General features: G+C 64.4%; 19 protein-coding genes and 1 tRNA gene. 10 read left to right on the forward strand and 10 right to left on the reverse strand.

Annotated features, from left to right (window positions below; genetic code table 11):
• Positions 1–41: 41 nt before the first annotated feature.
• From ACXJ1Z_RS08090 to ACXJ1Z_RS08120, 7 genes are all read right to left on the reverse strand, one after another.
• Positions 42–2,282, reverse strand: coding sequence for a S8 family serine peptidase (locus ACXJ1Z_RS08090; protein ID WP_463780899.1), 2,241 nt, complete (start codon positions 2,280–2,282; stop codon positions 42–44).
• Positions 2,272–3,396, reverse strand: coding sequence for an AAA family ATPase (locus tag ACXJ1Z_RS08095; RefSeq protein WP_463780901.1), 1,125 nt, complete (start codon positions 3,394–3,396; stop codon positions 2,272–2,274). The genes ACXJ1Z_RS08090 and ACXJ1Z_RS08095 overlap by 11 nt, the downstream gene beginning before the upstream one ends.
• A gap of 873 nt (positions 3,397–4,269) precedes the next feature.
• Positions 4,270–4,345, reverse strand: a tRNA-Thr gene (locus ACXJ1Z_RS08100).
• An 81-nt stretch (positions 4,346–4,426) separates the two neighbouring features.
• Positions 4,427–5,662: a DUF1214 domain-containing protein gene (locus ACXJ1Z_RS08105; RefSeq protein ID WP_463780902.1), complete on the reverse strand. Its 1,236-nt coding sequence runs from the start codon at positions 5,660–5,662 to the stop codon at positions 4,427–4,429.
• Between the two features lie 3 nt (positions 5,663–5,665).
• On the reverse strand, positions 5,666–6,382 hold the full coding sequence (locus ACXJ1Z_RS08110) for a sugar phosphate isomerase/epimerase family protein (protein ID WP_463780904.1): 717 nt from the start codon (positions 6,380–6,382) through the stop codon (positions 5,666–5,668).
• A gap of 92 nt (positions 6,383–6,474) precedes the next feature.
• Positions 6,475–7,662: a sulfotransferase family protein gene (locus ACXJ1Z_RS08115; protein ID WP_463780905.1), complete on the reverse strand. Its 1,188-nt coding sequence runs from the start codon at positions 7,660–7,662 to the stop codon at positions 6,475–6,477.
• Complete coding sequence (locus ACXJ1Z_RS08120) at positions 7,659–8,789, reverse strand: LLM class flavin-dependent oxidoreductase (RefSeq protein ID WP_463780907.1); 1,131 nt, start codon at positions 8,787–8,789, stop codon at positions 7,659–7,661. Before ACXJ1Z_RS08120 ends, ACXJ1Z_RS08115 begins: the two co-directional genes overlap by 4 nt.
• Positions 8,790–8,896: 107 nt before the next feature.
• Between ACXJ1Z_RS08120 and ACXJ1Z_RS08125 the strand changes: the two genes are divergently transcribed.
• The 3 genes from ACXJ1Z_RS08125 to ACXJ1Z_RS08135 all read left to right on the forward strand — a co-directional run bounded on the left by ACXJ1Z_RS08125 (position 8,897) and on the right by ACXJ1Z_RS08135 (position 11,722).
• Positions 8,897–10,009, forward strand: a complete 1,113-nt coding sequence (locus tag ACXJ1Z_RS08125) for a helix-turn-helix transcriptional regulator (RefSeq protein ID WP_463780909.1) — start codon at positions 8,897–8,899, stop codon at positions 10,007–10,009.
• Between the two features lie 138 nt (positions 10,010–10,147).
• Entirely contained in the window at positions 10,148–10,900 is a 753-nt protein-coding gene (locus tag ACXJ1Z_RS08130; RefSeq protein ID WP_463780911.1) for an SDR family oxidoreductase, read from the forward strand.
• Positions 10,901–10,924: 24 nt separating this feature from the next.
• Positions 10,925–11,722 (forward strand): SDR family NAD(P)-dependent oxidoreductase, encoded by a 798-nt coding sequence (locus tag ACXJ1Z_RS08135; protein WP_463780913.1) that lies wholly within the window; start codon positions 10,925–10,927, stop codon positions 11,720–11,722.
• A gap of 508 nt (positions 11,723–12,230) precedes the next feature.
• On the opposite strand, the gene ACXJ1Z_RS08140 is transcribed toward ACXJ1Z_RS08135, so the two are convergent.
• Positions 12,231–13,385, reverse strand: coding sequence for a sulfotransferase family protein (locus ACXJ1Z_RS08140; RefSeq protein WP_463780915.1), 1,155 nt, complete (start codon positions 13,383–13,385; stop codon positions 12,231–12,233).
• Between the two features lie 326 nt (positions 13,386–13,711).
• On the opposite strand from ACXJ1Z_RS08140, the gene ACXJ1Z_RS08145 reads away from it, so the two are divergent.
• A complete protein-coding gene (locus ACXJ1Z_RS08145; RefSeq protein WP_463780917.1) occupies positions 13,712–15,646 on the forward strand; it encodes a glycosyltransferase family 2 protein in 1,935 nt (644 codons plus the stop codon).
• A gap of 143 nt (positions 15,647–15,789) precedes the next feature.
• Positions 15,790–16,209, forward strand: a complete 420-nt coding sequence (locus ACXJ1Z_RS08150; RefSeq protein WP_463780918.1) for a hypothetical protein — start codon at positions 15,790–15,792, stop codon at positions 16,207–16,209.
• A 34-nt stretch (positions 16,210–16,243) separates the two neighbouring features.
• Here ACXJ1Z_RS08150 and ACXJ1Z_RS08155 read toward each other — a convergent pair whose 3' ends face one another.
• On the reverse strand, positions 16,244–17,590 hold the full coding sequence (locus ACXJ1Z_RS08155) for a TldD/PmbA family protein (protein WP_463780919.1): 1,347 nt from the start codon (positions 17,588–17,590) through the stop codon (positions 16,244–16,246).
• 117 nt (positions 17,591–17,707) lie between these two features.
• Complete coding sequence (locus ACXJ1Z_RS08160; RefSeq protein ID WP_463780921.1) at positions 17,708–18,091, reverse strand: hypothetical protein; 384 nt, start codon at positions 18,089–18,091, stop codon at positions 17,708–17,710.
• A gap of 198 nt (positions 18,092–18,289) precedes the next feature.
• Here ACXJ1Z_RS08160 and lptB point away from each other — a divergent pair, with 198 nt between their 5' ends.
• The 5 genes from lptB to ligD all read left to right on the forward strand — a co-directional run bounded on the left by lptB (position 18,290) and on the right by ligD (position 25,292).
• Complete coding sequence (gene lptB, locus ACXJ1Z_RS08165; protein WP_463780922.1) at positions 18,290–19,069, forward strand: LPS export ABC transporter ATP-binding protein; 780 nt, start codon at positions 18,290–18,292, stop codon at positions 19,067–19,069.
• Between the two features lie 74 nt (positions 19,070–19,143).
• Positions 19,144–20,655, forward strand: coding sequence for an RNA polymerase factor sigma-54 (gene rpoN, locus ACXJ1Z_RS08170; protein ID WP_463780924.1), 1,512 nt, complete (start codon positions 19,144–19,146; stop codon positions 20,653–20,655).
• Between the two features lie 205 nt (positions 20,656–20,860).
• Positions 20,861–21,496, forward strand: coding sequence for an energy transducer TonB (locus ACXJ1Z_RS08175; protein WP_463781200.1), 636 nt, complete (start codon positions 20,861–20,863; stop codon positions 21,494–21,496).
• Between the two features lie 268 nt (positions 21,497–21,764).
• Entirely contained in the window at positions 21,765–22,718 is a 954-nt protein-coding gene (gene ku, locus ACXJ1Z_RS08180) for a non-homologous end joining protein Ku (protein WP_463780925.1), read from the forward strand.
• 15 nt (positions 22,719–22,733) lie between these two features.
• The gene (gene ligD / locus ACXJ1Z_RS08185) at positions 22,734–25,292 is read left to right on the forward strand and encodes a DNA ligase D (protein ID WP_463780927.1); all 2,559 of its coding nucleotides are present in this window, start codon (positions 22,734–22,736) and stop codon (positions 25,290–25,292) included.
• The last annotated feature ends 21 nt before the right edge of the window (positions 25,293–25,313 follow it).

The raw sequence follows: 25,313 nt of genomic DNA on the forward strand, positions 1-25,313 counted from the left end.
GTCGTCACAGGCGGCAGGTACCCGCGAACGTTCCTAGAACATCAGCTTTCGACGTCGAGATCGATGTCGACAGTGCCGACTTCCACAAAGGTGCCCAGTTCAGAGCGAATCTCACCATAGAGATCGTCTTCAGGATTACCGGTGCCCAGCGTCAGGACGAAGACTACGTCTAGCGCTGGGACCTCCTCGTTGGAGCCGTAAGGATACATATAAAGATCTCTTGTAAAAACCCTGCCATAGATCTTTACGCTGTCGCCTTCGAAGGTGACGCCATTCATTTGTTTGGAGTGATGTCTGAGAGGGCACCACTTGTGATCAAGGGTTCTTGCCTCCTCCTCGGTTTGCTTTCCTGATTGAAGCGACCCCAGGAGGTTGACGGCCCTCCCGTGCCGCTCGCATTGAAGCGCTGTTTCAAGTCGGGCGCTAAAGTAATTCTGACCTGCGAAATCGGACACTAATGGGTGGGGGTTCAGCAGGGCAGTCAGGTGTGCAACACCTTTGAGTTTGCCAGTCCGACGCAATGATTCTGGGATCGGCAACTCCCAATAGTACGCAGCTCCAGGCTTGAGTGAAGCCGTCCATTGTAGCGTGACAAACCCCGGGGCTGTGGACCATGGTGCGGTTGTCGATGGAGTTCCAAATCCGATGGACCTGTCGAACGCTCCCTCTGCCGATCGGTGGAGAATCAAGGCTTTGACCAAATCCGGGCTAGGATCTCGAAGTTGCTGGAAGGAGTGTGCTGCCAGCGGCGAGGTGAGAGCGGCGGAAAAGCTCGAGCCGGCTGTAATAACTCCCCCGATCACACGGACATGCGAAAAGTTGGAGACTTCGGGCTTCAGCATCCCAGCAGGACCAGGACCTTGCAAGCTAACCGGGCAACTACGCGCAGGAACTCCTTCAGTGTCGTGCACGCGCCCACCAATGGTGAGCCCTGCTTCACAGTCGCCAGGAGGCTGCAACAGATCACCCGGGCGATTCCCAACCGAGATTACCGGCAAGATTTTGTGCTTGCGTGCGAGTAGGGCGATTTGATGCCCTAGGTAGCTGACGTCCTCCAGGGATCCAGGAGCTGGCTCATTGAACGAGAGATTCCAGACTTTAGCTTCTGGGTAGGCGGTCATAACGCCGTCGAGGTAGGCCACTAACTCACTAGGATTTACAACGGCACCACTCTCCCTTTTTGGTACTGCCTGAACTGTACCAACTCGGCAGTAGAGTGGGGGAAGGCTTAGCTGATTGTTCCAATCATGGCCCTGCACCACAAGGGATGTAACCTGATTGCCGTGCGCATGATCCGCATGACCATCTAAGATAAACGGTGGTGCGCGCCAGGCTTCCGCGCTTGAGACATATGACGTTGCCGTACAGCCGCCGTCGATCACCCCCACCACGGGTGCAAGCTTGAGATCTGATGGAAGCGGGCGGGTAGGCTCATTGCCCGTGCCTGGTGCCGTCGAGGATATAGAGCGCACCGGCTCGAGACGAAAGACTGTGCCGGATGCTACCAATTCGGCCAGGTGCGCACGTGACGGTACGACAACAGCAGCACTGGCGCGGCGGGTTTGACGATAGAGGCGAGCCGCGGTGCCAATGCTATCTGAAACACTGCTCGCGCGGAGCGCGCGAACAACGGCCTGAGGCGCACCCTCAAGATTCAGGTCGAGCTGTCCAAATGCTGAAGGCGTTGACAAGATGGAGCGGTTCCGCAACTCGAGAACAGTACTCAGCAGCTCTTCTCCGGCACCCTCATCACTAAATGGCATTAGCCAAATGAGAAATGCTCGGCCTTTTCCAGTCTGTGGTGCGACCGCCCAAGTTTCATCGACAGTGTACTCGCCCGCCGGATCATCATCGTCGAAGAAGCGGATGGTCTCGACTCTCGATATGTCTACAAGGTCGGTGGTGCGGCTTCCGGTGCTAACCACTTTTGAAATGGCACCTAGCGCCTCTTGTTCAATCTCTACCAAATATCCGTTGCGGAACGGAGCGATGATCCTCGCGCCCCGTTCTGGCGCAAACAAATCGTTTGGTGTCCAGCTTGGCGCTAGAGAGTCGTCAAACATGGATGCGTATATAACGCTCTTGTTTGAGAAGGAGGGCTGATCCGAGGACATCTCGATCATCTCGTCGAGATCGTTGGCAAGCGACAGCCGCTGGGTTTCCAACCGGCTTACCCGAATGCTGTCCGCGTTCTTTCCACCGCCGCTTACGCTTTTCGGTTTCGGATCCTTCAGAAAACGAAGGACAGGGTTGAGAACCGGGCGCCTTTCGTCACTCGCCATCTGCATGCTCCTTTAAATATCGATGAGCCATCTGTCGGCTCACTCCGACAACACGTGCAATTGTAGTTACCTCCATGGCCGCCTTGTCTCTCAGGAGAGCAGATAAAGTGCGACGATCTTCGTGTGATAGTGCTACTTGGTCCAAGAGATTGGGCGATGCCTGCTTCGACCGTGCGGCAGCAAACACGATGCTGGCAAATGGCGGCTCCTCGCCATCAATAATCGTGCGTCTCTTTGCTGCTAACGCGATGTTTTCGATGTCAGCGCCAGACAAACCAGCCGATACCTTCGCCAGAACTTCAGCGTCAGCGATCCGTTCGGCGGCATCAGAGAATAGGTAATAGCCCCACATGGCGGTACGCACTTCGTAATCGGGCATCCGCAAGTCCGCCTTGTAGGGGAACCGTCGCCAGATTGCAGGATCAAGCAAGTGCGAGTGATTTGTCGCCGCAATGACTACAACTTCGTCAGGAAGAGAGTCTAGCCCCTGTAGGACGGTGTTAACGACTCGCTTCAATTCACCAAGGTCGTTCTTGTCGTCGCGCACCTTTGCGAAGGCATCAACTTCGTCTAGAAAAAGCACGGAGCGGCGCTGCGGAATGAAGTCAAATACGGTACGAATATTTTTGGCAGTATCACCCAACTTGGAAGAGATAAGCGAATCCAGCCTGGCAACGAGAAGCGGAGCTTGCATCTGCGCAGCTATATGGCCCGCTAGATGCGACTTTCCCACGCCGGGCTCACCGTGAACCAACAAGCCTAGTCGCGTCGACACACCGTTGGCGGCGAGGCGCTCAATGTGAGCGCAATCCTCCAAGAAACGAGAGACCACGCGCGCTGCATCGCTATTTAAGAATAGGGGGTTAGTAGGCCAATTCTCTTCCTGAATCAGCGGCAGTCGTGAGCTACCATCCCTGGGCAGGTGCTCCGCGTATCCGGAAGCCTGCAGCGGAACGCCTTGCCGCCTGAGTGCCGTTCTGATCGCCTTTGCTGCCTCGGGATCTTCTTGGATCAGGGCTTTCGCCAGTCGGTTTCCAGCGCGACGAACTCGCGTGTAATCCGCCGCTAATGCAGATTCACAAAGTTCAATAATGTCGCGAGTGTCAACCATCATGATGCCTAAAGCACTTTCTTACTGTCTAGTGTCAACCGGAAGAGAGCATGTGTAAACCGTTTCCCGCTTGAGGCAAGCGCAAAGGATCGCACAGCTCGAGCGATCTGGCGCATATTCGATCGGCGGGTCTCTAAAGATCGCACATTGCCGTGATGACGGGTCAGCACGTAACGTTGGTGATGGATCTCTCAGCGATCTTAAGGACAGGGAGCAATGTTGAGCCAGTATCCTGGCCGTGGTTGGACGAGGATGACGAGCACGTTGCGCGGTGAGTGGTATCTTGAAGACGGTTGATCGGGCGTTGGCCGACATCAACGCCGCCCCCGAGTTATAGGTAAGTGTTGGATCGCCCATGAACGCGGTAGCGAATATGTGAAATATGCTAGGCTTCGATCTATTTCGTTTGACCCCGCTCTGATCCGCGAAGCTCCCGGTTGATGAGAGCGCTAGACCGAGTAAATGCGCGGTTCCGGAATGCCGGGCGTTAGCGCCGTTGGTAGAGCATCTCGTTTACACCGAGAGGGCTTGTCCCTGAAGGTCGTGATCTTGCCTGAGGGATGTGCCGATCGAGGTATCCTCTTGTCTTCGGCTTCGGGCTGAACTCGGAACTCGAGCACCAGATCGAGCGCGGCAGGATAAACGTTCCGGAAAGGCCTTCAGATAGTCGCGGCGCCTGCTCCGCCGACCATGTTGCCTGAGTGCGGCGTCGTTCGATAGGTGGCGTTCGCACATCCGATGCGAGGGTCACTCAAAAACTGCGGCGGTCGCGAATTCCTGCCAAAGCCGCCCCAGCTAGGACCCAAGCTCTACCCAAGCCAAAGGCCCTTCCGCCGGTCAGTGCCGGATACCCTTGTCGAAGTGCCTCTAGGAAGGTGGTGCCGCTTACAGGACTCGAACCTGTGACCCCCGCATTACGAATGCGATGCTCTACCAGCTGAGCTAAAGCGGCCTGGTAATCTTCGTGCCCTGATCGCGGGGCAGGCGGCGCGTTTACCGGGGGAGACGGGTTGGTGCAAGCGGTTTGGCGCGATCAGATGCCGAAGCGCAGCTTGATCGCGCGATAGCGGTCCAGCAGCATGGCGGCGCGCTGATCGGGGGTGACCCTGACCGTGGTGGGTGGCAAGTGGTTTGCCAAGTCGGCGCGCTTGACCAATCTGGTTGCGAATGTCGCCCGATTGCGGCTCATGAGGTTGCGGTAGGTCAGGTTGCCGTCGCTGAAGCCTTGGGTGTCGAGCCAGTTGTGCACGCCGGGATCGTCGTGGCTGAGGACGAGGCGGACCACGCCGTCCGCGTCCACCCGGGTGCGTGCCGGCGTGTAGCTTGTCGGGCGGTGGAGGAAGTCCATCGAGCCGACGAACGGCCCGCCCATGCCGAAGATCCAGAAGCCGTCGTGCGCGGGCATCTCGACGATCAGGGCTTCGTCGGGGGCGAGGCGCCAGACCATGTGCGCGGCCATGCGTCCGCGCTTGGCATCGTCGGCGGTGTCGGCGGCCTTGTCGGCGGGGAACTGGTTGCGCTGGTTGGGATCGACGACGCCGCCCGAGGTCAGCCAGGCGTGTTCGGGCCAGTCGCGCATCAGGCCGGTCATGAACTCGCCGGCCCAGTCGAACGCCTCGATCATCTGGGCGGGGCTGGCCATCGGGCGCGGCTCGGCCATGCCGATGCGTTCGATGGTGAGCGCGGTGGGGGTCTCGCCCCAGGCGTCGAAGGCCTCGCGGATGAACAGCTTGCGGCTGCCGGGGGTGGTGGGGAGCCAGTTTCCGTCACGCTTATCGCCGCCGACGATCAGTTCGAAGTTGCCGTCGGCGTCGGTTTCCAGCTGCGAGCCCAGGATGTTGCACTCGGGCACGTCGCCGAAGGGTTCGTGCAGGGGGGGCAAGTCGGTGCCGGGGATCGTGGCCGGCCTGGGGCCTTGCACGGTGATGTTGAGCCAGCGGGCGGTGCCGCGTTTACCGGTGATGCGGTAGGTGTGTTCGCCCGAGATCCAGGCCTGGCGATAGGTGAAGTCCGACACGTCGCCGCCCAGCTTCATCGTCGGCGTGGTGAAGTAGTGGATCTGCGGGAACGCCGGGTCCCGAGTTTCCAGCGCGAGGTCGAACGCCTGGCCCAGGTTCTGGGTGAGGAAGCGGAAGGCGTCGGCGCGGTGGATCGGCGCGGGCGGGTTGGCGTCCTTGAAGGCGTAGGTGCCGGCGTGCTTGAGGCGGTCGCAGAAGCGCTCCCAGGCCAGCTTCAGGTCGGCATCGGCGGGTCCGTCGCCATAGGCCATGCGTCAGGCTCCCAGTCGGGCGAGGATTTCGGAGAGGTTTTCGGCGGCGCGGGCGAAGGCGGCGCGGTGGCCTTCCTCGACGATGCGCGGGCCGGTCAGCTCGAGGTCGAAAACGCCGGTGTAGCCGAGGTCGAGCAGTTGGCCTAGCAGCCGTTCGAGCGGCACGACGCCATCACCCGGCACCGCGCGGCAAGGCGTGGAGCGGTCGCCGAGCACGTAGTCGCTCACTTGTACGAGGCGGGTCAGCGGCATCGCGCGGCGGAACTTGTCGGCTAGGTTGGCCTCGAACCAGCAGGCGCCGAGGTCGATGGTGACGCCGATCTGCGCGATCTCGGCGAGGCGGATGGTGTCGTCGAGGGTGTGGGCGATGTGGATGTCGGCGTTGAGCAGGTTGGCGGTTTCCACCATCAGCGTGACGCCGAGTTGTTCGGCGAGGTCTCGGCATGGCGCGATCAGTTCGGCGCAGCGGGCGGCGGCGGCTTCCCAGTCGAGCGAACCGCGTCCGCCGGTGACGATGTAGAGGTTCGGCGCGTCGAGCGTCGCGGCGGCTTCGATGGCCTCGTTCAGCGCCGGAGCCGCGCCGCCGGTATCAGCTTCGAGGTCGGGGTAGTGCGCGAAGGGTTGGGTCAGGTTGGTGGCTGCGGTGCCGCCCGGTTTTAGCGCGGCGATGGTGGCGTCCAGCACGTCGGGGCCGAGCAGGTGCGGGTTGGCGAGCGTCATATGCGCGACGCCGATCTCACGGCAGAATTGCACGAAGGCGGGGGTGCTTTCGCTCAGGAACCCGACCTGGTGGAGGCACACGCGCGGGTGCATCAGCCTGCCTTGCGCACCTCGATCGGCACGCCAAACTGCTCGCGAAACGGCGCGAACTCGTCGTTCAGCGCGGCGATGTCGTAGCCGGCGTCGACCAGAACTTGCGTCGAGTAGTGGAACTTGCCGTGCCGGTCGCCGCGGTTGTTGGCGAGGTAGTCGCGCATCGCCGCTTCCGCCTGCGGGGTGAAATCGCGTTCGGCGAAATGGTAGTAGCCGCGCACCGTGGCGATCGGGTCGGCGACGAAATCGTGGTAACGGACGTGGTGGATGCGTGGGTCGTTCACCAGCGGGTGCGTCATGGTGTTGGCGATGGAGGCGCGGACGCGTTCGAGGTGCATCCGGGCTTCCTTCACCAGATCGATCTTGCCGACGATGCCTTCCATGATGTCGGACATCATCATCGTCGAGCTGGCCGCGACCATTACCGGGTCGCGGTGCAGCCACACCAGCGTCGCGTCGGGATAGGCGGCGAAGAACGCGTCCAGCCGCATGGTGTGGAAGCCCTTGAGCACCCAGTACTTCGCCGGCCGGTTGTACTGGAACGCCTGCAGCATCGCCTTGTGGATGCGGTATTGCGCGACCGGATCGCTCGGTAGGCCCAGCGAGAGGTTCTGCATCGGCACGCGCCACCAGCCGGTTGGCGTCATCACCCGGAAGTCGAAGGCCCAGGTGCGCTCGTCCTCGGGCAGTCCATCGCCCAGCATGTCGTTGTAAGGATGGCAGTGGAGCCACTTGGCCATCTTGGTGTTGATCTCGCGCCACTCGTCGTCTGCGAGCGCCCTTCTTGGATCATTTGGGCGCGGGTCATCGCCCGACACCGTGCCGGGCGGCGGCGAGGGGTGCATCACTTCCCAGAAGCGTAGGGCGCGAGCATCCGGATCGACGCTCATCAGCGCGTGCATCAGGGTGGTGCCAGAGCGTGGCTCGCCGGTGGCGAACATCGGGCGGTCGATCACTTCGTCGGCGAGGGGATAGTCCTTGCGGTCCTGGAAGAATTTGAGCCGATCGGTCAGCAGCCAGTGGATGTTCTGCGCCGCCGCCGCGCGTCCGGCGTCGTCCATCGCGATGGTGTTGATGTGCGCCACTGCCTTGGCGAACCGATCGGGGAAGCTCTCGTCCGCCCAGTCGGACAGCCCGGTCTCCGCTTCAGCCCGCACCAGCAGCGCTGCGGGGTCGAGCGCCGTCACGCCGCCACCAGCGCCTGGATCGCGTCTTCGGTCTCGCGTACCTTGGCGGCCGATTTGGCACCAAAGCGCATGCCGCCCATCGCGCCATAGTCCATCAGCTTGTAAACGCGCATGCCGGCGTCGGCAAAGCCCTTGAGCTTGGCGGCGACTTGCGCGGGCGTGCCGACCGGCAGGATGTCGCGGATCATGCGGGTGTCGAGCGCCTCGCAGAACGCGATCATCCGCTCGCGCGTCAGGATGTGCGGGTCGAAGTCCATGATCCCGTTCCACTCCGCGCCCATCGGGTGCTCGTAGCCGAACTTGGCGAGATCCTTGGCGTTGAGCATAAGGATGATCGACTTGACCATCGGCTGGTTCAGCATGTCGGCGATCTCGTCCTCTTCGCCGATCAGGCAGATCTGGGTGAGCGCGGGCGTGAAGTGGCTCATGTCGCGGCCCGCCGCTTCGCCGGCATCCAGGATCACCTTGAGCTTGGCGGCATAGTCCTCGGGCGTCCACGAACCCGCCGGCCACCAGCCATCCGCCTCGCGCCCGGTGATGCCCAGCATACGCGGGCCAGCAGCGCCGGTCCAGATCTCGGGCGCCTTGCCGTCGTACAGTTCGGTGTCGAGCCGGGCGTGCTCCAGCTTGTAGAACTCGCCCTCGAAATCGACCGGACCGTCCGAGTGCCACAGCAGCTTGATGACCTTGATCGATTCCTCGAACCGGCCGACCGGCTTGCGGAAGTCGAAGCCGTAGGGGACCGTGTTCTCCAGCTCGCCCGAACCCAGGCCCAGGATGAAGCGGCCTTTGGAGAGGTGACTGATCGTCAGCGCCGACTGCGCAAGCAGCGAGGGATGACGGCGCACGGTGTCGATCACCGTTGTCGCCAGCGGCGTGTTCCTGGTCAGCACCGCGGCAGCGGCGGCGACCGCCATGCCGTCGAGGTGGCGGTGCGGGCTGGGGCTGGCGGTGGCGAGATCGGTGAACTCGGGTGTCCAGATCGAGTCCGGCCAGAAGCTGACCATGTGATCGGGCAGCCAGATCGAATGGTACCGCCCGGAGTCGTACTCCGCCGCCAGGTCGATGCCCAGCGGCAGCGTGGTGCGCAGGAACGCGGCGGGCTGGACGGGCATGTTCAGCGGCATGTGCGGCGATCCTCTCCCGGTTCGCGCCTCTAGTTGGACGCGATTGTCAGGCCGCCGGTTGTGGTCTAGGCCGCGTGCCAAGAGAATTCCCATTTGGGGATAGAACGATGCTTTGTGGAGAAGACGCCGCCGCGCTGGTCGAGCCGCTGATCGCGGGGATGGTCGAGCGCCCGCCTTGGTCGGCGTTCCTGGACCGGTTGAAGGTCCGCGTCGCCGGCGATTACGCCAGCCTGGTGTTTCGGCCGCTGCCGTTCGGCACGCCCGAAGCCCGCGTGATCCACCTCTATGCCGGTGAGCCTTCGCCGCCGCCGGTCTCGCGCCGCTACCGCGAGGAACTCTACCGCTCCGATCCGATGCCCTATCACGACATGGTCGAGGGCCGTGTCTATGCCCTCGACGAACTGCTGCAGTTCGAGGATCCGGCGCACCGCGAGTACCTGGCGCAATTGCTCGAACCCAGCGGCATGAACCACATGCGGATGATCCGCGTGGAAGAGGCGGGCGGCGTCAGCGGCTGGATCACCATCACCCGGCGCACCGGCGACTTCGCGCCCGAAGTCGACGCCCTGCTGGCGGACCTGGCGCCGTACTTGCGCGCGGCGATGCGCGGGCATGTGGCGCTGGAGCGTGAGCGGATGGGCGCGTCGGTCGCCACCGAGGCGATCCGGCGGATGAACTTTGGCTGGGTGACGCTTGATGCCGACGGGCGTATTCTCGATACCGATTACACCGGCGCGGAACTGCTCGCCGCCAGCGGCACGCTGACCCGCGGCAAGGATGGCCGGCTGACCGCGCGCGATCCGAATTTGAGAGCCGAGATCGTCAAGGCCATCGGTGGCCTGCTGGGCGATGCGCAAAGCCGCCCGCGCGCAATCGTGCTCAGCCGTGAGCCATGGCTGGACCTGCTGCTGGTCGCCTCGGCGCAGCGCATGGGAACGATGCAGGCCGCGCCCGCGATCGTCGCCTATGTCCATGCCGACAACTGGTCCTCCGCCGATCGCTGCGACCAGCTGGGCCAGCTGTTCGATCTCGCCCCCAGCGAGGCGCGCCTCGCGCTGGCGCTGAGCCGGGGCATGTCGATCACCGAGGCGGCGGGCGAACTCAAGCTGACGGTGGAATCGGCGCGGACCTATTCCAAGCGGATCTACGCCAAGACCGGTGCGCGGGGGCAGGCGGACCTGGTGCGGTTTATCCACCGCAGCGTACTGGCGATCGCATGATGGTATACGCGACGCCAATAAATTGAACAGGTGTTCAGCAGATCGCTTGACATGACGCGTGTCACGGGCCAGCGATTGGATACTTTATAGGCGTCCGTGTAAGAAGCCGGAGCCATGCGAACCGAGGATGTTAAGATCATGTCGAAGCTGCTTGAAGGCAAAGTCGCGCTCGTCACCGGAGCCAGCTCGGGCATCGGCGAAGCGACTGCGCTGTGCCTCGCCGAAGCCGGTGCCACCGTCGCGCTGTCGGCGCGCCGGGCCGAGCGGCTGGCAGGCCTCGTCGAAAAGATCGAGGCGCTGGGCGGCAAGGCGCTGGCGATCCCCGGCGACATGGCGGTCGAGGCCGATGCGCGCCGCGCCGTCACCGAAACCGTCGCCGCGTTCGGGCGGATCGACGTGCTGATCAACTCGGCCGGCGTGATGCAGGCAGGCGGGATCATCGGCGCCGATACCGATCTGTATCGCTCGGTGATGGACATCAACCTGCTCGGCACGGTCTATACGTGCGCGGAGGCGGTGCCGATCATGATCGCGCAAGGCGGCGGCGACATCATCACCATCTCCTCGCTGGCAGCGCGCAAGGGCGGTCCGATGACCAGCGCCTATTCGGCCAGCAAGAGCGCGGTGAATTCGTTCACCGACGGCATCCGCCAGGAACTGGGCGACAAGAACATCCGCGTCTGCACGCTGATGCCCGGCGCCACCGAAACCGAAGTCGCCGGCGGCATCAAGGACCCCAACTGGCGCGAGGCGATCGCCGCCCACGTCAGCAAGGACGGCGCGGTGAAGCCCAGCGACATCGGCGAGGCGATCGTCTTTATCCTGGCGATGCCGCGCCGAACCAACATTTCCGAGATCACCGTGCGCCCGACGATCGACACGTCGGCTTGAGATAACAGACACAGGAGAGACGACATGGCTGGAAGACTCGAAGGCAAAGTCGCCGTCATCACCGGCGCAGGCTCGGGCATGGGCAAGGCGATGGCCGAGCTGTTCGCCGCCCAGGGCGCGCGGCTGGTGCTGGCCGACATCTCGGGCAAGCAGGACGAGGTCGCGGCGGCCGTTGGCAACGGCGCGGTCGGCATCCGCTGCGACGTCTCCGACGAGGACGATATCAAGGCAATGATCGCGAAGGCCGAGGAGACCTTCGGCCAGCTGGACGTGCTGTGCAACAACGCCGGCTTCGGCGGTCCGATGGCGGCGCTGGCCGATCAGACGGTCGAGACCTGGGACAAGGTTCACGCCACCAACATCCGCGGCGCGTTCCTGGGGATGAAGTACGGCATCCTGTCGATGTTGAAGACTGGCGGCGGCTCGATCGTCAACACCACCTCGGCCTCGGGCATCGTGGGCTGGAAGCATCACGGCGTCTATGGCGCTGCCAAGGCCGGCGTGAACCAGCTGACCAAGGTCGCCGCGCTCGATTATTCGGACAAGAACATCCGCGTCAACGCGATCGCGCCCGGCACGATGTGGACCGGCCTGGTTCCGGCCTCCGCCACCCACGATGTCCCGCCAGAGGGTTTCCCGATGCTCGCCGGCATCCCGATGGGCCGCTGGGGTTTCGCCCGCGACATCGCCAACGCCGCGCTGTTCTTCGCCAGCGACGAGTCCGCCTATGTGACGGGCACGATCCTGCCGGTCGATGGCGGCTATTCGATCGGCTTTTCCGGCATGGGTGCCGAGCGGCCCGGGCTGGTCAGCGTCGAATAGACGATACGCGGCGATCTTGACAAATAGAACCAATTAGGTTATATGCTGCAGCACTGGAGCAGGTCTCGGCCTGATCCGGTAAACGGCGGGTGCGGGCGGACAGGGCCTTGTTCGACACCAACCCGCACCGTGCGGCCGGCGCTTCACAGACGGGCGCCTGCACCCGATGCGATGGCTGACGATCGGCATCCGGCGGTACGTCCGCAGGCTCTCCCGATCGTTCAAACCGGCGGCGTTTTTGCGAACCTGTCGCCGCCGGGGCTTCGCATGACAAGAAGGTCGAGCTGGCGGTCCGCTTACGCGCTTCCCCCGTCAGCCAGTCGCAAGATGGAAGGCGAGCCAAGCCTGTCGTGCCAGGCACACCGCGCCGGCCGCAACGTCCGCCGTGTCTCTTTCCTGGCGTTATCCCGCGCTCGCCGGCGGGTGAGAAGCCGTGTCCTCTTTCCGCGACCGGGCGGCGGGCCAACGCGCGGGACGCTGCCCCGCCGCGTGGCCGCGACGCCTTGTTTCAGCCTGCGGTGGTCTTGATGGGGATGTCGTAGCGCTCGATGTAGTCGGCGAACGCTTCATGCACGCCTTCGCGGGTCAGGCCATAGGTTTCGAGCGAATAGCTGTGCTTGCCATGCTTGCCCTGCGGATTGTCGCGCATGTAGGCGTGCATCGCCGCTTCGGCTTCGGGCGTGAACGTCTCGCCGAACCGCTCGTAGATCTTGCGCACTTCGCCCAGCGGATCGCGGCAAATCGCGGCATACTGGACGTCGTGGATCGCATCGGGTCCACGTGCATCGCGGAATGCCTGCTGGCGATCGATCATGATCCGGAACGTTTCCATGAACGTCTCGCCGATGCGGTGCAGGTCGACCTTTTCCGCATAGATCTGGCGCACGTACTGGATCAGGCTGCCGATAGATCCGAGCACGTCCGCCGGGTCGCGATGGGTCATCACCAGCTGCGCGTCGGGGAAAACCTCGGTCAGCGCATTCAGCCACAGCGGATGCCATGGGTTCTTGAGCATCCAGCGCCCCGGAGCCTCGGCCTGCAGCACCTGCAGCAGCCGCTTTTCATAGCGGAACGCAGGCACATAGTCGGCCTCGTGGAACAGCCACTGGCGATAGCTGGGGATGTCGGCCTGCGATTCGTACACTTGCGCACAGAACGAGGGCGCCATCGCGAACTGGCACTCGGTCGGGCTATGCGCATCCTCGTAATGGATCGAGGCGATCTCGGGCATGTACTGCAGCGAGGCTTCGGTCTTGTCCTGCATCGCCTTCCACCGCGGGCCGGCGGTCAACTCTTCGGGGCGTGGCGGCGGGACCGGATCGTAGGCGGTCCAGCGCAGCAGACTGCGGTGCGCCGGGTCGGCGGCGAGCAGGTTGATCGCCAGCGTCGTCCCGGTGCGCGGCAGGCCGAAGACGAACAGCGGCCGTTCCACCGGACGATCGAGCAGCTCGGGATGACGGGCCAGCCAGTCTTCCACCTTCATGCGATTGGCCAGCTGGGTGACCAGCTCGTTCTCGGCGATGGCCTTGCCTCGCTCGCTGAACCCGGCCTCGTTCTCGTAGGCGCGGCAAAGCACGTCCAGACCCTCGAGAATCGACGGGTCGCCGAAATCGGTCAGGCCGGTACGCTCCCGCGCGGCTGCGACCACTGCTGCTGAATCCATCCGACCAACCTCCCGTTTCGGCGTTTTGCCGGTTCGCGATGACCGTCTGCGCGCCCGATTGCAAGAGGGTGTGCCCCGCGAAGCCTTGTCACGGCTTCATCTTCGGTTCATCGATGATGATTCCAGCCCCCGATCGCATTTTGCAAGGTGTCTCTGGTCTTTTTTTGGGTCAGTCCGGCGGTTCTATATACCGGCTTGGCGCATTCGCATATGCAGCGAAGAACCGAGAGGCTTGCCAATATATAAGCAGAGCAGGGCGGCGACCCACAACTGCTGGAGACTTGACCCGCGCTATCGCGGAATGAATTGGAGCTGGGGACTTGTCGATGTTAACTCGGGCCGATCTTGATCCCGCGATGTATTTCATCGTGGTCATGGGGTTGTTGTCTTCTTTGATGATCAGCCGCGCGGTGGTGGCGCCTGCACGGTACGAGCGGATCGGATCGCACGAAGGCCAGGTGGTGCTCGGCAGCGCCATCGTCGGTACGCTGCTGGCCGGAGCCGTCACGCTGCTGATGGGCGGGCGACTCTCGCACATGGTGCCGGTGATCATCCTGTTCGTGGCCTGCGCCTGGCCGCTGTGCCGGCTGGTGCCGCGCCTCAACGTTCCCGGTGCGATCCTGATGACGACCGAGCTGTTGGGCTTCATGGTCGGCTTCGTGTGGACGGCGCTGTTCCTGGGCGAGTCGGGATTGCCCGACAGTGCGCTGCTCCTTGCCGGTTCCGGCATGATCTTTGGTGCGGTGTTCTATGGTCTGGGCTTTGCCGAGCGCATCGCGCGCGATGCGGTGCTTACGCATGAATCCTGGCGCAAGCCGATGGACGCGCCGCACGGGGCGCCGCTGCCGCGCGACCAGAAGGTGTCCATCCAGCTGCCTTGCTATGCCGAGCCGCCCGAAGTGGTGATGGCGACGATGGACCGCCTTGCCGCGCTCGACCACCACGACTTCGAAGTGCTCGTCTGCGACAACAACACCAAGGACGAGGCGCTGTGGCGCCCGCTGGAGGCGTATTGCGCGCAGCTCAATGCCGCGGCCGGCAAGGAGATCTTCCGCTTCTTCCACGTCTCGCCGCTGCCCGGTGCGAAGGCCGGCGCGCTCAACTGGCTGCTCGACGTGATGCATCCCGACGCGGAATTCGTCGCGGTGATCGATGCTGACTACCTCGCCACCCCGGACTTCCTGGCGCGGCTGCTGCCGTTTTTCCGCAATCCGCGCGTCGGCTATGTCCAGACGCCGCATGATTATCGCGATTACGAGGGCAGCGCCTATCTGACCTCCTGCTACTGGGAGTACATGCCCAGCAACAAGGTCGATATGGTCGGCGTCAGCGAATACGGTGGCGCCTTCACCATCGGCACGATGTGCATCATCCGCGCCAAGGCCATCGTCGAGGCCGGCGGCTGGGCCGAATGGTGCCTGACCGAGGATTCCGAGATCTCGGTCCGCCTGCGTGCGATCGGCTATTCCGGCCTCTACATCGGCGAGACGTTCGGACGCGGCCTGATCCCGGAGACCTTCTCGGACTACAAGAAGCAGCGGTTCCGCTGGACGGCGGGTCCGGTGCAGCAGCTGCGCCGCCACTGGAAGCTGTTCCTGCCCGCACCGTGGGCCCCACCGCTCCCCGGCTGGACCAAGCTGCTCGAAGTGCTGCGCTGCATGGCGCCGCTGCGGGTACTGTTCGCGATGATCAGCAGCCTGCTGGGCTTCGCCGGTCTGGCGGTCGCCCTGTTCACCGGCGTCATGGAGCCTTTCGTGGTGCCCGACCCGGCCTGGATTCTGTTCCTGCTGGGCACGGCAACCTGGCTGGTGGGCATCTGGCATCGCTACAAGCTGACCGGAACCACCAAGATCGCCGACATGCTGCATGGCGAGATCGCGCGCAACGCCCTGACCTACACGGTGTTGCAGGCCGGCGTGGCGGGCTTGTCGAGCAAGCCGCTCGCCTGGCGCCGCACGCCCAAGTTCGCGCTCAAGGCGAAGCAGGGCTCCATCCTCGCCGATTCGCTGACCGAGACGCTGATCGGCGTCGGCCTGATGATGTTCGCGGTGCTGACCGCCGCGGCCGCAAACCGCGTCGGCGTCAATTTCGCGGTGCTTTCAGCCATTACCATCGCTTCGATCGCCCTGCGCTTTCTCTGCGCGCCGTATCTGGCGTGGCTGGCGCTGCGTCATGCCCGGCATCAGGCCCAGCTCAAGTCCAAGCTGGATGGGGTCGGATCGGCCGCGGCCAAGGTGCTGTTGCCGCAACGTGCTGTCTGACGCGACAAGACCCTCGGTAAAATCCGGCGCGGTGGTGTCACGTTGCGGGACGGCCCGCCAATCGCCGCCGCCGCACGATTGACTGGGGCGGCTGCCACGCCGAGGCAGCCGCCAAGGTCGCAACGTTCAAGAAAGCCAATTGCATGATCGAACGGCCAATCCCGCGCCGGTCTGCCCGCGCCCGTGTGTTGCAGGACTTCCTGCACGACTGCGTCGCAAGTTCGCCAGCCGAGCAGGCGATCCGTCTGGCCGAAGCCGTCTATGTGCTGCGTCCGGGAACCAATCACGCCGCACTGGAAGCGATGGTCGCATGTGGCGCTTATGAAAGCGCGGCGTTCCTGATCCTGGGCCATGATCGCCCGTTCCTGATTTCGCGGGGCGCTTCGGGGTTGTCGATCGCTTCGGCCGTCTTCGCGGATGGATCCGAGGAGGCGACCGCCGAAGCGGCGACCCCGGCGCTGGCCTTGCTCGCCGCGAACGCCGCCGCGCTGCTCGCCGACGAGGGGCGCGCCGCCGCGCCGCCGCGCCGACCTGGCGATGCGCCAGCGCCACGACTGCACTGATCGCCCTCGCAGGGCCGGCCCGGCGGCGCCAGCCTCAATCGCCGGCGACGGTCATGCCTTCGATCCGCAGCGTCGGCACGTTGATCGCCCGGTGCCATTCCAGATCATCGGCCGGGATCATCCGCGCGAACATCGCCAGCAGGTTACCCGCGACGGTGAACTCCGCCACCGGTCCGGCGATCCGACCGTCGATGATGCGAAAGCCGCTGGCGCCCCGGCTGTAATCGCCGGTCACGCCGTTGACGCCCTGGCCGATGAGCTCGGTCACCAGCACGCCATCGGCGATATCCGCGATCAGCGCATCGCGCGACAGGATGCCGGCCGCCAGATGGACGTTGCCGACCGAGACACCCGGCGCCCCGCCACCGCCGCGCGCGGCATGGCCGGTCGGGGTCTCGCCAAGCTGGCGGGCGGAGGCGCTGTCCATCAGCCAGCCGGTGACGCGGCCATGCTCGACCAGGTTGCGCCGATTCGTCGCCAGTCCTTCGCCATCGAACGGGCGCGAGCGCGGTCCGCGTGGGGCATGTGGATCCTCGACGATGCGCAGCGACGGATCGAACAGGTCGGCATCGCGCTTGTCGAGCAGGAAGCTGCTGCGCCGGGCGATCGCGCTGCCCGACATCGCCGAGATCAGGTGCCCGACGATGCTGCCGGAAACGCGCGGATCGAACACCACCGGCATCGGCCCGCTGCGCAGTTTGCCCGGACGCAGGCGCGCCACGGCCCGCTCGCCCGCTTCGGTGCCGATTCCGGCGGCGGACGGCAGGTCGCCGCGATGGCGCGACTGTCGCCATGCGGAGTCGCGCTGCTTGTCCGCGCCTTCGCCCGCGACGACACTGGCGCTGATCGAGTGGCTCGACCCGCGATAGCCGCCGGCGAAACCATGGCTGGTGGCGAGCGCGAAGACGTTGAAGCCGGAACTGGCGCTGGCGCCGTCGGAATTGGTCACGCCCGAGATCGCGCGCGCCGCATCTTCGGCTTCTTCGGCCGCCGCCCGCAGTGCTTCGGCGCCGGGATCGGCGGGGTCGTACAAGTCGTAGTCAGCGAACGGCGCGTGGGTCAGCAGGTCAGGCGGGGCAAGCCCGGCGAAGCGATCCTCGGGCGCGGCGCGCGCCATCGCCACCGCGCGAGTCGCCAGTTCGTCCAGTGCGGCCGGGGTGAGGTCTGACGAGCCAATGCTGGCCGATCGCTGCCCGATGAACACGCGCAGGCCCATGTGCTCGCCTTCGGAGCGTTCGACATCCTCCAGCTTGCCCAGGCGCACCTGGATGCCTTCGGATGCATTCGCGGAATAGACCGCATCCGCCGCGTCCGCGCCGGCTTGCCGGGCGCGCGCGACGAGATCGGCGGCGCGGTCGGTGGCGGCTTCGGGGCTCAGCATCGTGTCGGGACTCCTTGCGCGGCGCCGGGCATGGGCGGTGCCGGGCCGAACTAGGGTCGCGAAGGCCACGCTGCAATGATGAGCGCGCCATGGCCGCATCGAAATCCGCTGCAGGAACTAGGCGAACACCAGCGCCATGCCCTTGAACAGCGCCGTCAACCCGAACGGCAGACCGATCGCCAGCAGCCACAGCGCCAGGCGGTCGCGCCGAAATTCGGGAGCGCGGGCAGGATCGTGCGCCTCGGCATCGCTCAGCCTGTTCCAGCGCGCCTCGAACCCGCGACAGGCCGGGATGATCGACACGACCAGGATCACCAATGCGAGATACGGCAGGAGCGATCCGCCCTCCGTCTTGAGCGCGCCGACGGTCACGAAGATCTGCAAGGCGGTATAGACCAGCAGCGCATAGGCGATATGATCGCTCATCCGGCGGCGCCAGTCCACCGGTGGGGCGTCGGCCTGCGCGCCGACGGCCTGACCGCGATGCCGAAATTCAACCATCTCCCGTCCCCTTGTCGCGGGCTGCTGCCGTCGATTTTTGACCAATAGATCACTCAACCGCGCAAGGATCAAGCGTGCAGGACGCTGGTCGCGCGGCGGCGTGGAAGGGTTTGGACCGGGGCGATCGACGGCACCATGCATCGGATGGGCCAAAAGCTTTCTTGCCTGCCCGAAACACCTTCCTTAAACCGCGAGGTCATGACCGACACCGCCACCACCATGCCCGATGCCGTCGATGCCGCGTCGCTCGCATTGAACGGCGGCCTCGAAGTGATCTCGATCGCCAAGAGCTATGACAAGCGCGCCGTACTCACCGACATCTCGCTTTCGGTGGCGAAGGGAGAGGTGCTGGGCCTGCTGGGCCCCAACGGTGCGGGCAAAACGACCTGCTTCTATTCGATCATGGGTCTGGTGCGGCCCGATTCGGGGCGCATCCTGATGGACGGCTTCGATGTCACCCGCCTGCCGATGTACCGGCGCGCGATTCTCGGGCTGGGCTATCTGCCGCAGGAAACCTCGATCTTTCGCGCGCTGACGGTCGAACAGAACATCAGCGCCGTGCTCGAACTGGTCGAGCCCGACAAGGACGTGCGCGCCTCCGATCTCGAACGCCTGCTCGACGAGTTCGGCCTGGCCCGCCTGCGCGCCAGCCCGGCAATGGCGCTGTCGGGCGGCGAGCGCCGCCGTTGCGAAATCGCGCGGGCCTTGGCGGCCAAGCCGTCGATCATGCTGCTGGACGAACCGTTCGCGGGCATCGATCCGTTGTCGATCTCGGACATCCGCGATCTGGTAAAGGATCTCAAGACCCGCGGAATCGGCGTGCTGATCACCGATCACAACGTGCGCGAGACTCTCGATATCGTCGATCGGGCCTGCATCATCTACGGCGGTCAGGTGCTGTTCGCGGGCAGCCCCGAGGCTCTGGTCGCGGACGAGAACGTGCGGCGGCTGTATCTGGGCGAAGGCTTCACGCTGTGATGCGGGTCGTCTCGGGGCCTGGCGCGACATCGGGGCTTCACGCTGCGAGGCCCGTCAGCACGGGAAGCTGAGCGGTGGGCTTGGGGCCGCGCCTCGACCTGAGGCAATCCCAGTCGCTGGTGATGACGCCGCAGCTGCAGCAGGCGATCAAGCTGCTGGCGCTGTCCAACCTGGAGATCGAAACCTTCATCGGCGATGCGATCGCCGCCAACCCACTGCTCGATATCGGCAGCGAACCGGGTGAGCCGGGGGCGGCGGATCGGTTGCCCGAGGCCGATGTCCGCACGACGGCGCTGGAGACATCCTCGGTCGACCGGCTGATCGGCGAAGGGCGCGGCGCCGACGATCGCCCGCTCGACATCGACACGGCCGCCGCCGGGCCGGAGCGCGATACCGGCGATGGGGCGATCGGTGAAACGCTCGATGCCTCGTGGAGCAGCGAAATCCGGCTCGGTGGGGGCGAGGACGGCCCCGGCATCGATGAGCGCGGCGGATCGGCGGCGACCCTGGCCGAGCATCTCGAGGCGCAGATCGGGCTGGTGGCCCATGACGACCATCTGGCCGGCATCGCCAGGTACCTGATCGGCCTGCTCGACGATGCCGGCTACCTGCCTGTGCCGATGCGAGAAGTGTGCGAGGATCTCGGGATTCCGCTGGCCGAGGGGGAGGCGGCGCTGGCGCTTGTCCAGTCGCTCGATCCCACGGGCGTCGGCGCGCGTACGCTTTCGGAATGCATCGCCTTGCAGGCGCGCGAGGCGGATCGCTACGACCCCTGCATGGCGCGGCTGATCGACAATCTCGATCTGGTCGCGCGCGGTGAATTCCCGCGTTTGCGCAAGATGTGCGGCGTCGACGACGAAGACTTCGCCGACATGATGGGCGAGCTTCGCGCCTACGATCCCAAGCCCGGCCTGCGCTTTGGTGGCGAGAGCGGTGGAGCGGTGACGCCCGACATCCTGATCGACCCGAGTCGCGATGGCGGCTGGAAGATTTCGCTCAACGAAGTGACTTTGCCCAAGCTGGTGGTCAACCGCAGTTATTATGTCGAGCTCAAGAGCAGTTGCCCCGACAAGACGTCGCGCGGCTGGCTGTCCGAGAAGCTCGCAGATGCGAACTGGCTGCTGAAGGCGCTGGACCAGCGGCAAAAGACGATCCTGAAGGTCGCGACCGAACTGGTGAAGCAGCAGGAGGGCTTCTTTCGCCATGGCGTGTCGCACCTCAAGCCGCTGACCTTGCGGACGGTCGCCGACGCCATCGGCATGCACGAATCCACCGTCAGCCGGGTGACCTCGGCGAAGTATCTGCACTGCGCGCGCGGCACGTTCGAGCTGAAATACTTTTTTACATCAGGCATTTCCACGCCTGGCGGCGAGGGAGCCTCGGCCGAAGCGGTAAAGTCCGCGATCCGCAAGCTGATCGAGGCCGAGCAGCCCAAGGCGATCCTTTCGGACGATGCGCTGGTCGATCTTCTCAAGGCGCAGGGCTATGATCTGGCCCGCCGGACCGTCGCCAAGTATCGCGAAGCGATCGGGCTTGGCAGCTCCGTACAACGGCGCCGGCAGAAGGCGATTGCTGCAGCGCAATAGGTACTTGGATCGGGGCTCACACAACAAATACGCCCGATACTTGCCTGGCTTAGTAAAAAGCAGTTTGTGAACCGGCGATTTATGATAGCCTCTCCATAGATCGAGGCTCCGCTGCGACAAAATGCAGGTCGAGAAGCCCCGGCATGGAGAGGATGTCCTTATGGCTCATGCCGATAGGATGCCTGGAAAAGGCAGGGCGTTGACGGTGATCACCGTCGCCGGCCTGCATGGCATCGCGCTTTACGCCCTGATGACAGGCCTTGGGGTGGATTACGTCAAGAACGTCGTGACCGTGATCAAGGGGGAAAGCATCCCCTTGGAACCGATGCCGACACCATCACCTCCGCCCGAAGCGGTTCGGGTCGAGAAGGTGATCGACAGCAGCGCCACCCCCCCGCGGGTCGCACCGCCGGTCGATGCCACCCGGACCGAGTTTGCCGACGACGCGTTCCGGATCGACTTTCCGCTACGCCCTTTCGATACGGATTTCGAGGCGGGCCCCGGCTCCACTCCCTCGGCGACGCCGGACAGGCCGCAGTTCGTCGCGCGCGGCGTCCGTCCACGCGGTGCACCGGGCGGCTGGGTATCGACCAGCGACTATCCGTCCGCCTCGCTGCGTCGGGGTGAGCAAGGCACGGTCCGGTTCGAACTGGCAGTCGGGGCGAACGGCCGGGTGGCCGATTGCCGCATCACGACATCGAGCGGATCGGCCGATCTCGATGCGGCGACATGCAGGCTGGTGGCACGACGGGCCCAGTTCGATCCGGCGATGGATGAATCCGGCGGCCAGGTGACCGGGGCCTACTCCGGCACGATCCGGTGGGTGATCCCGCGGGACTGACGCGTTGGTTCTTCGCCGGCGGTCGACGCTTCCGGCGCACACGGAGTTTTGAGTTCACGAGGTTTTGAATTCACGAGATAGGGCGATCCGGCAAGATAGTCGGACGTTCTCTCCGGGACGGCGCTATCAACCGCGCCTCACGAGGCGCCGTTCCGGACTTTATTGCGCGCCGTACCCGCCTCCGCCCTCGATAGCGCCGGGCCGGATGCGACGGCGGGAACCCTCCACGGCCTCGTGAGCTATGGACTCGCTGCAAAGGAGCGGTGACATGGCGGCACGGGCTTACTGGCAAGGACAGATACGACTGGCACTGGTCTCGATCCCGGTCGAGATCTATGCCGCGACCAAGTCCGGCGCGGCGATCAGCTTTCGCCAGATCCACGAACCCTCCGGCAAGCCGATCAACTACGAGAAGGTCGTGCAGGGCATCGGTCCTGTCGATCACGACGAGATCGTGAAGGGCTTCGAAGTGTCCAAGGGCAACTTCGTCCTGCTTGAGGAAGACGAGATCGAGGCGGTCAAGATCGAGAGCCGCAAGACGCTCGATCTGGTGCAATTCGTCGATCAGCACGAAATCGACGTGTTCTATTTCGAAAAGCCCTATTACGTCGTTCCCGCCGACGATCTGGCGGACGAGGCCTTCGTCGTCCTGCGCGAGGCCTTGCGCAAGACCAGGAAGATCGCCCTTGGCCAGCTGTCGGTTCGCGGACGTGAGCAACTCGTCTCGTTGCGCCCGTGCGGAAAGGGCATCGTCTTGGAGACGCTGCGCTATGCCGACGAAGTAAAGAAGGCGCAGAGCTACTTCAACGAGATCCCGGATGAAACGCCCAGCGAAGACCTGCTCGACCTGGCGACGACGCTGATCGAGAAGAAAAGCGCGCCGTTCGATCCGGCCGAATTTCACGATCGCTACATCGACGCGCTCAAGGGCCTCATCGCGAAGAAGAGCAAGGCCAAGGGCAAGAAGATCCTGGAAGATGTCGAGGAACCGCAAAGCCGGGGCTCGAACGTGATCGACCTGATGGCGGCGCTCAGGAAATCGGTCGGCAGCGGCGGGGCGGCCAAGGCGGCGCCAGCCAAGACGACGCCGGCAAAGAAGACGTCGGCGAAGAGCGCTACGAAGAAGCCGGCGGAAAAGAAGATTGAGAGCAAGAAGGCCCCTGCCAGGAAGGCGGCGATCAAGACCGAGGCGCCGACACCGCGCGCGCGCAAGCGGGCATAGGGCGCAGCGCTGACCGTGGCCGCCCGCACCGATCCTCTGGCCGAATACAACGCCAAGCGTGACTTCAAGAAGACCGCCGAACCGGCCGGCAAGTCAGCGCGGAGCGATACCGGCAACCTGTTCATCGTGCAGAAGCATGCGGCGACCCGGCTGCACTGGGACTTTCGCGTCGAAGTCGACGGCGTGATGAAGTCATGGGCGGTCACCAAGGGGCCAAGTCCCGATCCCGATGACAAGCGGCTCGCGGTGCGAACCGAAGATCATCCGCTCAGCTATGCCGGGTTCGAGGGCGCGATTCCCAAAGGCGAGTATGGCGGCGGCACCGTCATGCTGTGGGACAAGGGCACCTGGGCGCCGGTGCCGGGCAAGAGCGCGAAGGACATCGAGGAAGGCCATCTGCACTTCACGCTCCAGGGCGAGCGGATGAAGGGCGACTGGATGCTCATCCGCCTCAAGCCGCGCGCCGGCGAAAAGCGCGAGAACTGGCTGCTGCGCAAGGTGCGAGACGAGTTCGCGCAAGAAGGCGATCAACTGGTCGAACACGCACTGACCAGCGTGCTCACCGGTCGTTCGATGGCCGAGATCGAAGCCGACAAGCAAGGCGAGTTCGCGCTGGCGGGCAAGAAGGGCAAGGCCTTCGCCGCACAGATGGACGCAGCCGCCGACCATAATGCGGCCAAGGCCAAGCCGGCGCTGAAGCTGCAAACCAGGCCGCGCGCGAAGCGCAAGGCGGGGGGCAAGCCGCCCGCGTTCCGCGCCCCGCAGCTGGCCACGCTGGTCGATGCGGTCCCAACCGGCAATCAGTGGATGCACGAAATCAAGTTCGACGGCTATCGCGCGCTTATCGCCGCGGCCGGCGACACGGTGGTTGTCTATACCCGCAATGGTCATGACTGGAGCGACAAGTTCAAGCCGCTGGTCACCGCGCTATCCGCGCTGGACCTGCCACCATGCCTGATCGACGGCGAGATCGTCGCCTATGGCAAGGACGGCAATCCGGATTTCTCGTCGCTGCAGTCGGTGCTGAAGCGCGGGCATGGCTCGCAGACGGACAGCGACCTGCTCGAACTGTTCGCATTCGACTTGCTGGAGCTTGATGGCGAGGATCTTGGCGGCCTTCCCAACATCGAGCGCAAGGAGCGCCTGGAGGCGCTGCTTGCCGAGGCACAGGCGCCGATCCATGTCGCCGACCACGTTATCGGCGCGGGCGAAAAGCTGTTCAAGGCCATGTGCGCGGCAAGCCAGGAAGGCATCATCGCCAAGAAGATCGATGCCACGTACCACGGCAAGCGCAGCCAGAACTGGGTCAAGGTCAAGTGCATCAACCGCCAGGAATTTGTCGTGGTCGGCTGGAGCAAGTCCACCACCAAGCAGCGCCCGTTCGGTTCGCTGCTGCTCGCCCAGTACGAAGGCGCGAAGGCCAAGGGTGATCTGGTCTATAAGGGCAAAGTCGGAACCGGGTTCAACGGTGATGCGCTGGCGCAAATCGCGGACCGGCTCGGCAAACTGGTCGTCGCCAAGGCGCCGCTCGATGTGCCGAGGGTCGAGGCGCGCGGGGCGACCTGGGTGAAGCCCACGCTGGTGGCCGAAGTCGCCTTCGCCGAGTTCACCGGCGAGGGCCGGGTCCGCCACGCCAGCTTCCTGGGCCTGCGCGCCGACAAGAAAGCCCGACAGGTCACGCCCGAAAAGGCTGCCAAGGCCCCGCCGCCCGCGGCCAGTGTCGCGATCAGCAATCCCGATCGGGTGATCTTTCCCGAAAGCGGCCAGACCAAGGGGGCGCTTGCCGCCTACTACGAACAGGTCGCGCCGCTGATGCTGCCGTTTGCCGGCAACCGACCGATCAGCCTGGTGCGCTGTCCGCAAGGCCGCGACAAGAAGTGCTTCTTCCAGAAACACGACAGCGGCACCTTCGGCACGAACGTCCATCAGGTGCCGATCCTCGAAAAGGACGGCGGCAGCGAGGACTACCTCTACGTCAATAACGTCGCGGGGCTGTTGCAGTGCGTGCAGATGGGCACGATCGAATTTCACGGCTGGGGCGCCCGGGCCGATGCCGTGGAGCGGCCCGATCGCATGATCTTCGATCTCGATCCCGACGAAGGGCTCGACTTTGCGGACGTGAAGAGTGCCGCGATCGATATCCGCGATCGTTTGGCCGCCATGGGGCTGACCACATACGCGATGCTTTCCGGCGGCAAGGGCGTCCATGTTGTCGCACCGCTCAAGCCGGGGCACGACTGGGACACGCACAAGGATTTCTCGCGCCGTTTCGCCGAGGCACTCGCCCAGGCCGAACCCGACCGTTTCATCGCGACGATGAGCAAGGCCAAGCGCAAGGGCAAGATCTTCATCGACTGGTTGCGCAATCAGCGTGGCGCGACCGCCGTCGTGCCCTTTTCAGCGCGGGCGCGGGCAAATGCGCCCGTCGCGGTGCCGATCGCGTGGGACGAGCTTGCCGGTTTCGATCACGCCAACGGCTTCACCATCGCCGATGGTCCCGAACTTATCGAACGCGCCACCGGCAAGCGTCTGGCGGGGTGGGGCTTTGCCGACCAGGAACTGCCGGACCTTTAGGGAGGCCCCATCGACCGAGGG

Source organism: Novosphingobium sp. TK46 (assembly GCF_055361525.1).

Bases quoted from the DNA above. Each gene is read 5' to 3' on its own strand.
- ACXJ1Z_RS08095 (WP_463780901.1), bottom strand. From the start codon at position 3,396: ATGATGGTTGACACTCGCGACATTATTGAACTTTGTGAATCTGCATTA.
- ku (WP_463780925.1), top strand. From the start codon at position 21,765: ATGGCGGCACGGGCTTACTGGCAAGGACAGATACGACTGGCACTGGTC.
- ACXJ1Z_RS08110 (WP_463780904.1), bottom strand. From the start codon at position 6,382: ATGACGCTCGCCAACCCGCACCTGCTCGGCCCCGACGTGCTGGACGCC.
- ACXJ1Z_RS08145 (WP_463780917.1), top strand. From the start codon at position 13,712: ATGTTAACTCGGGCCGATCTTGATCCCGCGATGTATTTCATCGTGGTC.
- ACXJ1Z_RS08155 (WP_463780919.1), bottom strand. From the start codon at position 17,590: ATGCTGAGCCCCGAAGCCGCCACCGACCGCGCCGCCGATCTCGTCGCG.
- ACXJ1Z_RS08120 (WP_463780907.1), bottom strand. From the start codon at position 8,789: ATGCCGCTGAACATGCCCGTCCAGCCCGCCGCGTTCCTGCGCACCACG.
- ACXJ1Z_RS08140 (WP_463780915.1), bottom strand. From the start codon at position 13,385: ATGGATTCAGCAGCAGTGGTCGCAGCCGCGCGGGAGCGTACCGGCCTG.
- ACXJ1Z_RS08135 (WP_463780913.1), top strand. From the start codon at position 10,925: ATGGCTGGAAGACTCGAAGGCAAAGTCGCCGTCATCACCGGCGCAGGC.
- lptB (WP_463780922.1), top strand. From the start codon at position 18,290: ATGACCGACACCGCCACCACCATGCCCGATGCCGTCGATGCCGCGTCG.
- ACXJ1Z_RS08150 (WP_463780918.1), top strand. From the start codon at position 15,790: ATGATCGAACGGCCAATCCCGCGCCGGTCTGCCCGCGCCCGTGTGTTG.
- ACXJ1Z_RS08125 (WP_463780909.1), top strand. From the start codon at position 8,897: ATGCTTTGTGGAGAAGACGCCGCCGCGCTGGTCGAGCCGCTGATCGCG.
- ACXJ1Z_RS08090 (WP_463780899.1), bottom strand. From the start codon at position 2,282: ATGGCGAGTGACGAAAGGCGCCCGGTTCTCAACCCTGTCCTTCGTTTT.
- ACXJ1Z_RS08105 (WP_463780902.1), bottom strand. From the start codon at position 5,662: ATGGCCTATGGCGACGGACCCGCCGATGCCGACCTGAAGCTGGCCTGG.
- ACXJ1Z_RS08160 (WP_463780921.1), bottom strand. From the start codon at position 18,091: ATGGTTGAATTTCGGCATCGCGGTCAGGCCGTCGGCGCGCAGGCCGAC.
- ACXJ1Z_RS08130 (WP_463780911.1), top strand. From the start codon at position 10,148: ATGTCGAAGCTGCTTGAAGGCAAAGTCGCGCTCGTCACCGGAGCCAGC.